A 13,415-nucleotide genomic window follows, 5' to 3' on the forward strand; every position below is an offset into this window, starting at 1 on the left:
ACAGAGTGACTGACATCGAGTTCGGCAAGAAGCTGGGCGCGACGGAGACCGGCATCCCCGGACTCGTCGTGTTCGATCTGCCCGTCCACGGCGATTCGCGAGGGTGGTTCAAGGAGAACTGGCAGCGCGAGAAGATGACGGCCATCGGTCTGCCCGACTTCGGGCCGGTACAGAACAACATCTCGTTCAATGATGCAGTGGGCACCACCCGAGGCATCCATGCCGAGCCGTGGGACAAGTGGGTGTCGGTCGCCACCGGGCGGATCTTCGGGGCCTGGGTCGATCTCCGTGAAGGCCCCTCTTTCGGTGCCGTCTACACGACCGAACTCGACCCGTCCAAGGCGATCTTCGTGCCGCGCGGCGTCGGCAACTCCTATCAGACGCTCGAGCCCGATACCGCGTACACGTACCTCGTGAACGACCACTGGTCGCCCCAGGCGTCGTACTCGTTCCTCAACCTCGCCGACGAGACCGTCGCGATCGATTGGCCGATCCCGCTGTCCGATGTCGAGATCTCCGAGAAGGATCTCGCGCACCCGCGCCTCGCCGATGTCGCGCCGATCCCGCCGCGGAAGATCCTCGTGATCGGCTCCGGCGGGCAGCTCGGGCGCGCGCTCCGCGCAGAGTTCGGGGATGCCGCGCACGTCGAGTGGACCACGCGGGACGACTTCGATCTCGGGGCTGCCGATCTCCGCTCTGCTCGGAGGTGGCGCGACTACGAAGCGATCATCAACGCCGCCGCGTACACGGCGGTCGACCTCGCCGAGACGGCCGAAGGCCGAGCGGACGCCTGGGCGGCGAACGCCGCAGGGCCGGCGAGACTCGCACGCGTCGCGGCCGAGTACGGCTTGACGCTCGTCCACGTCTCCAGCGACTACGTCTTCGACGGCAGCGCGGAAGGCGAGTATGACGAAGAGCAGGCATTCGCGCCTCTCGGAGTGTACGGACAGTCCAAGGCAGCGGGCGACGTGGCAGTGAGCACGGCTCCGCGACACTACATCCTGCGCACCTCCTGGGTGATCGGCGACGGCAGGAACTTCGTCCGCACGATGGCCGGCCTCGCGGAGAAGGGCGTCGATCCCAAGGTCGTCGACGATCAACGGGGCAGGCTGACGTTCGCGTCCGAGATCGCGCGTGCAGTGGTCCACCTGCTGCGCGGGGGAGCGCCGTACGGCACGTACAACGTCACGGGCGCGGGAGAAGCCCGCACCTGGGCGGAGATCGCCGCCGAGGTGTTCGAGATCACCGGTGCAGATCGTTCCCGCGTCACCGGCGTGAGCACGCAGGAGTACTTCGCGAGCGCGACCGGTCCGATCGCGCCCCGCCCTCGCAACAGCGTGCTGTCGCTCGCGAAGATCGAGGCGACCGGCTTCGCGCCTCGTGATGCAGGTCAGCAGCTGCGCGAGTACCTGAGCTCGTGAGCGCGCCCGCTCCGGCGGGCATCGTCTCTCGCGCGGCGGCTCGCCGCCCGGTCTTCCGGCGGGACATCCAGGCACTGCGTGCTCTGGCGATCGGTCTGGTGGTGCTCAACCACCTCTGGCCCGGCCGCCTGAGCGGAGGCTACGTCGGTGTCGACGTGTTCTTCGTCATCTCCGGATTCCTCATCACGGGGCACCTGCTCGGCGAGGTGGAGAAGACCGGACGGGTGCGACTCGCCGCCTTCTACGCGCGTCGCGTGCGCAGGCTCCTTCCGGCGGCCGTCGTCGTGCTCGTGGTGACCCTTCTCGGCGTCTGGTGGCTGCTCCCGCATACGCGCTGGGCGGACAACGCGCTCCAGGCGATCGCCAGCGCGTTCTATGTCGAGAACTGGGTGCTGTCGTCCCTGTCGATCAACTATTCCGCCCACAACGCATCCGCCAGCGCCGTGCAGCACTTCTGGTCGCTCTCGGTCGAAGAGCAGTTCTACCTACTGTGGCCGGTTCTCCTGCTCGTCACCGCTCTGCTCACGATCCGTTTCCTGGGACCGGGGAAGCTGCGGCGCGGCATCCTCATCGCCGTGCTCGTCGTCGGGGCGGGGTCACTCGTGGCCAGCGTCCTCTTCACCGCGTTTGCGCCGGCGCAGGCCTACTTCGTCACCTTCACGCGCGCGTGGCAGTTCGCCGCCGGGGCGCTCGTGGCTCTCGTACCTGCGGCGGTGTTCGGACGTCTCAACGCTCTTGTCGCGTCGGCGGTCGCCGTCGTCGGATACGCGCTGATCGGGGTTGCGGCCCTCACGTTCGATGCTCAGACGGCCTATCCGGGAGCGGCGGCGCTCCTTCCCGTGCTCGGCACCGCAGCGGTCATCGTCGCCGGAACCGGACGCCGTGCGCCGTTGTGGGGAGTCTCGGCGGTCACCGACCTGCGCCCGGTGCAATGGCTGGGGGACGTCTCGTACTCGCTCTACCTCTGGCACTGGCCCCTCATCGTCCTCATGCCCTTCCTCATCGTCCAGCCGCTCTCCGCCTGGTCGAAGGCCTTCGTGCTCGCCGTCTCGTTGATCCTCGCCTGGGCGAGCCGTCGCTGGATCGAGAAGCCGCCGATGAGGGCGGGCTGGTGGAAACGGACGTCCCGCGCCTTCATCGGCGCAGGCGCGATGATGCTCACGGTCCTTCTGCTCGGGGCGCTCCTGAGCGGCGGGGCGGCCATACGATCCGACCAGGCGTCCGCGGAGACCGTGAGCACGGGAGCCTGTCACGGACCTCGCGCCCTCGACGCGGGGAGCGGATGCGATCCGGCCGCACCGGTGGCGGACCCTGTCGTCACCGAGCGTGACGCGTACTTCGGGTTGGCACCGGAGTGCGGCGATCTCGGCGACGGGCTGATGATCGACGGGCGCCAGACCACTCGGACGTGCGATTTCTCCGAAGCCGACGACCGGCCGCGCGTGTGGTTGGTCGGGGACTCTCATGCGGAGCAGTGGCAGGCGGCGATCTTCCCGATCGCGGCAGAGCAGGGGTGGGATCTCACGATCAGTTCGTTCCCTGGGTGTCCGCCGGCGGATGTCTCCTTCACGGGCTTCGATTCCCCCTGGGGACCGGCGGACTATCAGAGGTGCCGGGACTGGGCCGGCGCGGTCTCGGACGAGATCGTGAAGGAGAAGCCGGACCTCGTCATCACCTCGATGGCCGCACGGCAGCAGCTCGTGGACGATCAGAGCGATCGGCCGCATGACGCGCAGTTCATCGACGGTCTTCGGCGCACGTGGGGCACGTGGACCACTGCCGGGGTACGCGTGCTGCCGATCGCCGACACCCCGCTCAACGGCGATGTCCGAGATCTCGACTGCCTGGTGCTGAATGCGTCAGAACCGCAGAAGTGCGAGGTGCCCCGTGCGGCGGCGAGCCCCGCTGATCCGATCGCGCTCGCGGTGCAGGACCCGATGGCAGGAGTCTGGCCGATGGACTTCACCGCGTCGCTCTGCGACGCGTCGGTCTGCTTCGCCGCCGTCGGAGGCGAACCCGTCTTCTACGACGCTGACCACCTGAGCAGCGCCTACTCGCGTCTTCTCTCGACGCAGCTCGAGGAGGTCGTCGACCGCGCGCTCTCGTCTCCCGCTCCGGGAGGGTCCTGACACGGGGGTCCGGAAGCCACTGAGGTAGGGTCGATGGAGCGGCCTGCGCACACCCGAACCCGCGCAGGTCCTCGCCGTCTGACCGAGGTAACCCCCAGTGCCCGCACAGAACCTTCGCGCCGCGACGACCGGTGCCGACTATCGCGCCGACATCGATGGGCTCCGCACTCTCGCCATCGTCCTCGTCGTCGTCTACCACGTCTGGCTCGGCAGGGTGTCGGGTGGAGTCGACGTCTTCCTGATGATCTCGGCGTTCCTGCTCACGGGCTCTCTCGCCCGGCGCGTCGTCTCCGGGCGACCGATCGCGCTGCCGCAGTTCTGGGCGAACCGCTTCCGCAGCCTCGTCCCGCTGGCGGCGGTCACGCTGCTGGGGGTTCTCGGGCTCGCGTACGCGTTCTACCCGCCGACCCAGTGGGGGAGGATCTGGAACGAGACCCTCGCCAGCCTCTTCTACGTGGAGAACTGGCAGCTGGCGTTCTCCGAGGTCGACTACTACGCCCGCGACAGCGCGGAGACGAGCCCGCTTCAGCACTTCTGGTCGTTGTCCGTCCAAGGCCAGGTCTTCGTCCTCTGGCCGATCCTGATCGCGCTCGTCGCGGTGCTGCTGCGCAGCCGCCGACACCTGATCCTTCCCGTCCTGATCGGCGTCTTCGCCACGATCTTCGTCGCGTCGTTGGCGTTCTCCATCATCGAGACTCGCACCGCGCAGGACTTCGCATACTTCGACACGCGCACACGTCTCTGGGAGTTCGCGGCGGGATCGCTCCTCGCGCTGCTCCTGCCGATGATCCGGCTCGCGCCTCTCGTGCGGGTCGTACTGGGGTGGGTCGGGGTGCTGGGAATCCTGCTGTGCGGTGTCGTGCTCGACGTCCGCGGCGGTTTCCCGGGATACCTCGCCCTCTGGCCCGTTCTGTGCACCGCCGCGATCATCGTCGCCGGAACCGGGCCGTCGCGGGGCGGCCCGACGCGCCTGCTCGGATCGCGACCGATGACGTACCTCGCGCGTGACGCCTATGCTCTGTACCTGGTTCACTGGCCGATCCTCGTGACGTGGATGGTCGTGGCCGAAGCCGACCGTCTCGATCTGCTGAGCGGCGCGATCGTCATCGCGCTCTCCGTGCTCGTCGCACGCCTGCTCACCGCTGCGATCGATCGGCCGCTGGGGCGGCTCGTCCCGAGGGAACGACCCTACGCGGCGCTGCGCGGACTCGCGGTGGTCTCCGTCTCCGTCGTCGTCGTCGTGGGCGCCACGGTGGGGTGGCGCACCGCCGAGCAGATCCGCGCGGCGGAGATCATCGCCGAATCCGCTGACACCGACTACCCGGGCGCGGGACAGATCGAGTCCGCGTTCGACATCACGGCCGATGACGTGCCCGTCATGCCGCTTCCGGCCGGTCTGGACGACGAATGGGCAGCGGTGGGTCCGGCCTGCGACGGACGCCTGGCTCCCGAGGCGGAAGTGCTCGAGGGCACCTGCAACCAGAGCGCCGATGCGGAGCTGAGCGCCCAGCGCATCCTCGTGATCGGAGATTCGCATGCGCAGCAGCTGGCGACCCCGCTGATCGCATTGTCCGAGGAACAGGACTTCTCCGTGATCACCCTGCTCCAGGGCGGATGCACGGCCGGGCTGTTCGAGGCCTCCCGGAGTCCTGTCCTGGACTCCTGCGAGGGGTGGGTGCGCGCCGCCTTCGACTATGCCAAGGAGATCGGTCCGGACGCGGTGTACATTGTCGTGACCCGTGCGGATGCGGCGGAGCCCGAGCGTCTGCTCGATGGCATCCAGGATGCCGTGGACGAGATGTCACACGCCGGGATCCCTGTGATCGCCGTGCGGGACAACCCTCGGTTCGAGGAGAACATGTACTGGTGCGCCCTCGACAACGATGGGAACTGCGTGGTCGACCGGAGCCTGGTGCTCGCCGATTCGAACCCCGCACTCGAACTCGGCGAAGGCATCGACTTCGTTGACTTCACACCGTGGTTGTGTCCCTACGACGCATGCAGTGCCGTCATCGGCAACATCGCGGTGTACATCGACGACAACCATGTGTCGCGTACTTACGGTCGGACTCTGGCACCGTATCTACAGGAGATGCTGAGCGGAATGGCGTTCATCGACGCGCCCTCAGGTTGATCCCATCTGCCTCCCGCTAAAGTGTGCAGATGTGTGCCTCCTCCGGGGGAGCGCCTCCTCGCCGTTCAGCATCACGAAAGTTGCATACATGGATCTCCTCGTCGTCGGATCGGGCTTCTTCGGCCTCACCATCGCTGAGCGGGCCGCGGCCGCTGGCCGGAAGGTCACCGTCATCGACCGTCGCCACCACATCGGTGGCAACGCCTACAGCGAGGCCGAGCCCGAGACCGGCATCGAGGTTCACCGCTATGGCGCGCACCTCTTCCACACGTCGAACGCGACGGTCTGGGAGTACGTCAACCGGTTCACGTCGTTCACGAACTACGTGCACCGCGTGTACACGACCCACAAGGGCACCGTGTTCCCGATGCCCGTGAACCTGGGCACGATCAACCAGTTCTTCCAGTCGGCCTACACTCCCGACCAGGCGCGCGCGCTCGTCAAGGAGCAGGCGGGTGAGTTCGACGTCAAGACCGCAGCGAACTTCGAGGAGAAGGGCATCGCGCTCGTCGGTCGCCCGCTCTTCGAGGCGTTCTTCCGCGACTACACGGCGAAGCAGTGGCAGACCGATCCGCAGAAGCTCTCGGGAGACATCATCAGCCGCCTCCCCGTGCGCTACACCTACGACAACCGGTACTTCAACGACACCTGGGAAGGCCTGCCCACTGACGGCTACACCGCCTGGCTCGAGCGCATGGCCGACCACCCGAACATCGAGGTCAAGCTCGACGTCGACTACTTCGACGACGCCCAGCCGCTCAGCAAGAAGGCCACCGTCGGCCAGCTTCCCGTGGTCTACACCGGTCCCGTCGACCGCTACTTCGACTATGCGGAAGGCGCGCTCAGCTGGCGCACGCTGGACTTCGAGCAGGAGGTGCTCAACGTCCAGGACTTCCAGGGCACGAGCGTCATGAACTACCCGGATGCGGAGGTGCCGTACACCCGCATCCACGAGTTCAAGCACTTCCACCCGGAGCGCAAGGACGTTTACGAGGCGGACAAGACAGTCATCATGCGGGAGTTCTCGCGGTTCGCGACCCGCGACGACGAGCCCTATTACCCGGTGAACACGCCGAGCGATCGTTCCGGTCTGCTCGCGTACCGAGAGCTCGCCAAGGGCGAGCAGGGCGTGCACTTCGGCGGGCGCCTCGGAACCTATCAGTACCTCGACATGCACATGGCCATCGGGTCTGCGCTGTCGATGTGGAACAACGAACTCGCCTGAGGGGGCCGACATGGCGAATGAAGACGTCACCTACGTAGCCGTCAATCACACGGTCTTCCCGACCGAAGGAGTCGCCGAGGTCTCGGCGCTGTACGTCGACACCGGAACCGGCGACGGCTCCCAGCCGGGAGAGGCGTACGAGATCGTCGGGAGGCGCAGCATCCGCGTGTACGCGCACCGTCGCGTCTCGCTCAGCACGTACTTCAACGCCTTCCCTGCCAGCTACTGGCAGCACTGGACCAAGGTGCGCGGCGTCCGTCTCACCGCCACCGTCGAAGGACGCGGGCTCATCTCGGTGTACAAGTCGAGCGCGCGCGGCCGCGCATCGGCCCTCGCCTCGAAGACCTTCGCAGATGAGACGGTCACGTTCGACCTGCCGATCACGTCGTTCATCGACGGCGGATCGTACTGGTTCGACATCGCGGCCGGCAATGAGGACGCGACCCTTGTGACCGCCGAGTGGCAGGTGGCCACGCCGGAGGACTGGACCCCGGGCAAGACCACGGTCGGCATCACGACGTTCAACCGGCCCTCTTATTGCCTGAACCAGATCGTCACGGTCGGACAGAACGAGCACATGCATGATGTCCTCGACCGTGTGATCGTCGTGGACCAGGGGACCGACCTGGTCCAGGACCAGCCCGGCTTCGGGGACGCGGCCAAGGGCCTCGGAGACAAGCTCGAGATCATCCGCCAGCCCAACCTCGGCGGATCCGGCGGCTTCTCGCGTGCGATGCTCGAGTCGCTGCAGTCGGCGGACAGCCGTTACGTGCTGCTCCTCGATGACGACGCGATCTCCGAGCCGGAGGCGATCGTCCGAGCGGTGCGCTTCGCCGACTTCGCGGTCACTCCGACGATCGTCGGGGGAGGCATGCTGCACCTCGACGATCGCTCGGTGCTCTACACTCAGGGCGAGGTCTGGGATCAGCGCAAGTCGTGGATGCGCGCGTCCGGCTCCAGCGAGTACGACCATGACTTCGCCGAGGACACCCTCCGGGAAACCCCGAGGCTGCACCGCTACCTCGGGGCTGACTTCAACGGCTGGTGGATGTGCCTCATCCCGACGACGATCCTCCGCGAGATCGGCCTGTCGATGCCCGTCTTCCTCAAGTTCGACGACGTGGAGTTCTCCCTGCGCGCGCGGGATCACGGCTATCCGACCGTGTGCCTCCCCGGTGTTGCGGTGTGGCACATGGCATGGCACGACAAGGACCCGACGCGTACGTGGGAGGAATACTTCATCCACCGGAACCGTGTGATCACGGGGCTGCTCCACTCCCACGTCCGCGGCGGCGGATTCCTGCCGCTGCACTCGTTCCTGGGCGACATCAAGCTCCTGTTCATGCTCCAGTACTCTGCGGTGCGGCTGCGCCACGAGGCCCTTCGGGATCTGTTCCACGGCCCGGAGATCCTTCCCGAGCTGCTCCCGAGCAAGCAGGCCGAGATCCGTCAGCTGCGCACCCGCTACGTCGACTCGGAGGTCGTTGACGATCTCGGTTCGCTTCCGCCCGTGCGGCGTTCTTCCGCGGCCATTCTCGGAGGGGTGCGTCGGCCCACGAACCCGGTGGCCGCGCTCGTCCTCGCGGCGCGGGTCGGAGTCCGTCAGCTCTTCATCAAGCAGAGCGCCGGCAGCCGGAGGAATCCGGAACGAATCATCCCGGCTCCCGACATCACGTGGTGGCGGTTCGCTGACATCGACTCCGCGCTCGTGACCTCTCCCGACGGTCTCGGAGTCGCGTGGTATCAGCGTGACCGTGCGACGATGAACAAGTTCCTCTGGCGAAGCATCCGTCTGAACCTCCGACTCGCGCTCACCTGGAAGAAGCTCGCGTCGACGTATGCCTCCGGCATGCCGAAGGTGACGTCGGCCGAGCAGTGGCGTCGCACCTTCGATAGTGTTCAGAAGAGCTGATCGGCGGGCGTCGATCCGACGTCCGATGATCTGAACTCAGGAGTCACATGAGCGGTTCGACCGTCGGAGCGCCAGGAACGCCCCGGCGCTACCTCCACTCGCTGTGGCTGCTGTCGGCGCGTGACCTCAAGGTGCGCTACTCGACGAGCTTCCTCGGCTACCTCTGGTCGGTGCTCGACCCCCTCGTGATGAGCGCGATCTACTGGTTCGTGTTCACGCAGGTCTTCCACCGGGATGTGGGCGAGGAACCGTACATCGTGTTCCTCATCAGCGCCCTGCTGCCGTGGGTGTGGTTCAACGCTGCCGTCGGCGACTTCACGCGAGCGTTCAAGAAGGACGCGAGGCTCGTGAGATCGACCGCTATTCCGCGGTCGATCTGGGTGAACCGGATCGTACTGAGCAAGGGGATGGAATACCTCTTCTCTCTACCGGTCCTCGTGATCTTCGTGATCGTGAACCTCGTGGTGGAGAGGGACCCGGCTCAGGTCGTCTCCGTCGGCTGGGGCATCCTGTGGATCCCGGTGGCGATCATCCTGCAGACCGTCCTCCTGGTCGGGCTCGGGCTGCTCATTGCTCCATTGTGCGTGCTCTACGTCGATCTCGAACGGACGACCGCCCTGATCCTGCGCGCGATGTTCTACGCGACCCCGATCATCTACAACGTCACCGACCTCCCCGGCATGTTCCAGACGCTCGGAGCGTTCAACCCGCTGGCCGGGATCTTTATGCTGTACAGGATGCCGTTCTTCCCCGAACAGTGGAATCCGTTCGCCCTGACGGTGTCCGTCCTCATGACCCTCGTCATCCTCGTGCTCGGTGCGTGGACGTTCCGTCGACTTGAACGACCGGTCCTGAAGGAGCTGTGATGTCGGTCGCGATCGAAGTTCAGAAGCTCGGCGTCCGATTCCGCCGCAATCGCCGCGGACGACGCAGTTTCAAAGACCTGTTCGCCGGGGCGACCCGGCGTTCACGGCCCGGAGAATTCTGGGCGCTCCGCGACGTCTCGTTCACGGTCGCCAAGGGCGAATCGATCGGCGTCGTTGGCCGCAACGGCCAGGGGAAATCGACGCTGCTGCGACTGGTCGCCGGTGTCCTTCTTTCCGACGAGGGCTCTGTTCACGTGAACGGGGGAGTCGCGCCGCTGATCGAGATCACCGGTGGCTTCGTCGGCGATCTGAGCGTGCGCGAGAACGTTCGACTCACGGCCGGCCTGCACGGCATGTCGCGCGACGAGATCGCACGCAGATACGACGACATCATCGCGTTCGCGGAACTCGATGGCTTCGAGGACACTCCGTACAAGCACCTGTCCAACGGGATGAAGGTTCGACTGGCGTTCTCGGTGGTGTCCCAGCTCGACGAGCCCATCCTGCTCGTCGACGAGGTCCTCGCGGTCGGCGACAAGGCATTCCGAGAGAAGTGCTACAAGCGCATCGATGAGCTGCTCGCGGATGGAAGGACTCTGTTCTTCGTGAGCCACAATGAGCGAGATCTGCGACGGTTCTGCACCCGTGGGCTCTACCTCGATCGCGGCGCGCTGGTGCTGGATGCGCCGATCCGTGAGGTACTGGACCGCTACAACGCCGACAACCCCACCACCTGAGCGCGACGGCTGCACAAGCCGGGATGCGGCCGTCGCTGCATTCCGGATAGGCTCGAAAGGCACCGGTGCGCAACCCGACGCATCGGACAACGCCCTTCCCCCAAGGCGGTACGTACGCACAATGGCTTTTCTCGCGCCCATCTCCCGACGGATCCGACGACGCTGGCGGCAGGTCACCCGTCAGCAGCAAGGGCCGATCTATCTGATCTCCGCCTGCGGTCAACCCAACTTCGGCGACGAGTTCATCACCCGATCCTGGCTCGATTGGTTGGCGAAGCACCACCCGGATCGCGAGGTATGGCTGGACTCGATCGAACCGGGGCGCGCATCGCACCTGTTCCGAGACACCCACCCTCGGCTGCAGACGACGAACACGCTCTGGAATCTCGCTCACACCGGACCCGATGATCTCGTCGAGTCGTCGGATCGGATACGGACTCTGATCCTGGAACTCGGTTCTCCGCGTTTCGATCTCGGTCTCCGCGACCTCCGCCGAATGGAGTCCATCCACCTGCTCGGCGGGGGATTCATGAACTCGATCTGGCCGGAGAACATAGGCGTGCTTACTGCGATGACGACGCTGCGTGAGGAGTTCGGCATCCGCATCCTCGCGACCGGACAGGGCCTGCTCCCCGCAGACGGGGAAGTCCAGGAGCGGATCCGCGAACTGCTCGCCCGGTTCGACTACGTCGAGGCACGCGATGACGAGAGCGCGAGTGTCTACGGCATCTCCAACGGCGCGGACGATGCGTTCCTCGCCTTCGCCAATGACCGTCCGATCTACGCGGAGCCCGACGGGCTGCCGGACTCGATGGTGCTCGTGCAGACGGACATGGTCGAGGACGCGAGGAACGCCGAGCTCGATGCCACGATCGCCGGATTCGTGAACGATCCTGCGCACCGGGGCGCCGGGTTCGCCGAGGCCATTCCTCCGCAGGACGCCAACCGCGCGCTCCCGTACATCGAGGACGGGGCGGACTTCTTCCCGTTCGTGCGTACCTGGGAGGACGGCTTCCCCGCCCGTTCGGGTCAGGAATGGCTCACATCACGCTTCCACTTCCACCTTCTGGCGGCTGCCGCAGGCGCGAAGGGCGCAGTGGTCCACGTCAAGCCCGGCTACTACGACGTCAAGCACGATTCCCTGGTCGCCGTCGGCACGGGGTGGTCGACGGTGGTCGATGGCGAACCCATCGTTCCGACAGTGAATCCGGATTTCCCGGAGATCGCGCGGCGGATCGGTCGTCGCAAGGCGAAGCTCGCCAGCAGGCTGTACAGCACCCGCGCTCCGCGCTGACCCGCGGGATCGTACGCGTTGACCCGTCTCAGAGCCCGACGATGCTCCGCAGCTCATTCGCCGCAGAGCGGGCTCCGTCGAGAGCGCCGCTGAGTCCCGACCCGCTCGAGGCGGCGGACCGCAACGTCGACAGTGCCTGGGAATACGTGCCGACGGCCGCATTCCAGTCCGACTCGATCGACGACGGCGGCAGCGACTCGCCGAGCCGCTGCGCGTCGTTCTGCAACGAGTCGACGACGTCGACGGCTTCCTGCCCGCTCGTCCCTGACACGATGTCGATTCCGGTGAGGGCGTCGTCGAGCCAACCGCTCACCTGACCGCGGAACGTCGCGACGCTGGGGTCGGACACCGGAGGCTGTGAGGTGATCGGCGTCTGTGTCGGTTCCGGTTCGGTGGTCTCCGTCGGCTCCTCGGGGACGGCCGTCTCGGAGGGGGCCGCGGACGGGCTCGGAGACGGTGAGGCGGATGCCGACGGTGACGGGCTCGCAGTGGGTGCCACCCCATCACCGCGCGGGATGAGGAAGAACAGCACGACGGCGACCACCACGATGGCGGCGACCACGAGGCCGATGATCAGCCAGACTCTGCCCGCCCGGCGAGGCTTCGGAGGAAGAGGCGCCCACCTCAACTCCGGCTGCGGCTGCTCGTCGCTCATGCTCATGCCTCCAGAGGCGCCATCGGCAGCCACGTCCGGTCGCGGCCGATGCGACCGCCCTCACGCAGCCCGCGGAACAGATTGCTCGTTCCCCGGACGGTGCGCTCGACGAACACGAGGCGGATGATCTCCTTCGCGAAGGTCATCGCCGTTCCCAGGCCGAACAGCACGGGGTTGTAGTTGTCGTGCACGCGGTAGTACTGCTTCAGGTAGGCGCGGTTGCGCATGATGTAGAACCGGTACGCGTTGCTCGATGCGTTCATGTGGCGGATGCCCATGTCCCACTGCTTGATCTCGCGGGTGCGACGCAGCACGAACTCGTCGACGATCACCGCGGTCGTCAGCCGTGAGGCGAGCCAGCCGTACATCTGGTCGTCGAAGTAGATGAAGAACCGCGGGTCCGGCAGCCCGATCTGCTGGACGATCGAGCGATGGATGAACATGCCCTCGAAGCATCCGCTGTTCATCTCCTTGAACCCTGCGCCGTCGAAGCCCGACGGCGCGAAGGGGATGGGGATGCCCATGCGGTCGGCGATGCGGTACTGCCAGTAGAACTCGCTGCCGTCGTAGTCGTAACGGCGGCCCTGGATGCTCTTGAAACGCGGCGCCCACTTGCCCATCTTCGCCAGCCCGTCAGAGAGCACCTCGACGTCGTCGTCCATCATCCAGATCCACTCGGACCCCAGCTCGTACGCGGTGCGCATGCCCTCGCTGAATCCGCCGGATCCTCCGGTGTTCGTCTCGAGCCGTCGATAGACGAGCTCGGTGCCGAGAGACTCGCGGAAGGACTCCACGACATCGGTGGTGTCATCGGAGGATGCGTTGTCGATGACCACGACGTGCCCTGGCTTCGGATCCATCGCGGTGATGCTCTCGAGGAGGCCGGTCAAGAGGTGCGATCGGTTGAACGTGACGATCACGATCGTCGCGGACGCCGGATCGAAGGGGACGTTGGTCACGGGTGGGATCTCCGAAGCTCTCGGCCCGCAGGGCGCCGCGAGCAGCTACCAGCCTAACCTGCCCCGCCCCGATTCCCCTGAAG

Annotated in this window: 10 protein-coding genes; 8 read left to right on the top strand and 2 right to left on the bottom strand. The window is 66.3% G+C overall.

The window, feature by feature from the left end; genetic code table 11:
- Positions 1-5: 5 nt before the first annotated feature.
- From ACI3KS_RS10760 to ACI3KS_RS10795, 8 genes are all read left to right on the top strand, one after another.
- Positions 6-1,421: a sugar nucleotide-binding protein gene (locus ACI3KS_RS10760; RefSeq protein WP_404918073.1), complete on the top strand. Its 1,416-nt coding sequence runs from the start codon at positions 6-8 to the stop codon at positions 1,419-1,421.
- Positions 1,418-3,550: an acyltransferase family protein gene (locus ACI3KS_RS10765; protein ID WP_404918075.1), complete on the top strand. Its 2,133-nt coding sequence runs from the start codon at positions 1,418-1,420 to the stop codon at positions 3,548-3,550. Before ACI3KS_RS10760 ends, ACI3KS_RS10765 begins: the two co-directional genes overlap by 4 nt.
- A 97-nt stretch (positions 3,551-3,647) precedes the next feature.
- Positions 3,648-5,684 (top strand): acyltransferase family protein, encoded by a 2,037-nt coding sequence (locus ACI3KS_RS10770; protein ID WP_404918077.1) that lies wholly within the window; start codon positions 3,648-3,650, stop codon positions 5,682-5,684.
- Positions 5,685-5,772: 88 nt separating this feature from the next.
- A complete protein-coding gene (glf, locus tag ACI3KS_RS10775) occupies positions 5,773-6,909 on the top strand; it encodes a UDP-galactopyranose mutase (RefSeq protein ID WP_404918079.1) in 1,137 nt (378 codons plus the stop codon).
- A gap of 10 nt (positions 6,910-6,919) precedes the next feature.
- Complete coding sequence (locus tag ACI3KS_RS10780) at positions 6,920-8,821, top strand: glycosyltransferase (protein WP_404918081.1); 1,902 nt, start codon at positions 6,920-6,922, stop codon at positions 8,819-8,821.
- Positions 8,822-8,868: 47 nt separating this feature from the next.
- The gene (locus ACI3KS_RS10785) at positions 8,869-9,687 is read left to right on the top strand and encodes an ABC transporter permease (RefSeq protein WP_404918083.1); all 819 of its coding nucleotides are present in this window, start codon (positions 8,869-8,871) and stop codon (positions 9,685-9,687) included.
- Positions 9,687-10,424, top strand: coding sequence for an ABC transporter ATP-binding protein (locus ACI3KS_RS10790; RefSeq protein ID WP_404918085.1), 738 nt, complete (start codon positions 9,687-9,689; stop codon positions 10,422-10,424). Before ACI3KS_RS10785 ends, ACI3KS_RS10790 begins: the two co-directional genes overlap by 1 nt.
- 121 nt (positions 10,425-10,545) lie before the next feature.
- A complete protein-coding gene (locus ACI3KS_RS10795; RefSeq protein ID WP_404918087.1) occupies positions 10,546-11,718 on the top strand; it encodes a polysaccharide pyruvyl transferase family protein in 1,173 nt (390 codons plus the stop codon).
- 28 nt (positions 11,719-11,746) lie between these two features.
- On the opposite strand, the gene ACI3KS_RS10800 is transcribed toward ACI3KS_RS10795, so the two are convergent.
- Positions 11,747-12,373: a hypothetical protein gene (locus tag ACI3KS_RS10800; RefSeq protein WP_404918089.1), complete on the bottom strand. Its 627-nt coding sequence runs from the start codon at positions 12,371-12,373 to the stop codon at positions 11,747-11,749.
- 2 nt (positions 12,374-12,375) lie between these two features.
- Positions 12,376-13,332 (bottom strand): glycosyltransferase, encoded by a 957-nt coding sequence (locus ACI3KS_RS10805; protein ID WP_404918091.1) that lies wholly within the window; start codon positions 13,330-13,332, stop codon positions 12,376-12,378.
- Between the last annotated feature and the right edge of the window lie 83 nt (positions 13,333-13,415).

Origin of the sequence: Microbacterium sp. ZW T5_45, from assembly GCF_044987415.1 — a bacterium.
Classification (GTDB): Bacteria; Actinomycetota; Actinomycetes; order Actinomycetales; family Microbacteriaceae; genus Microbacterium.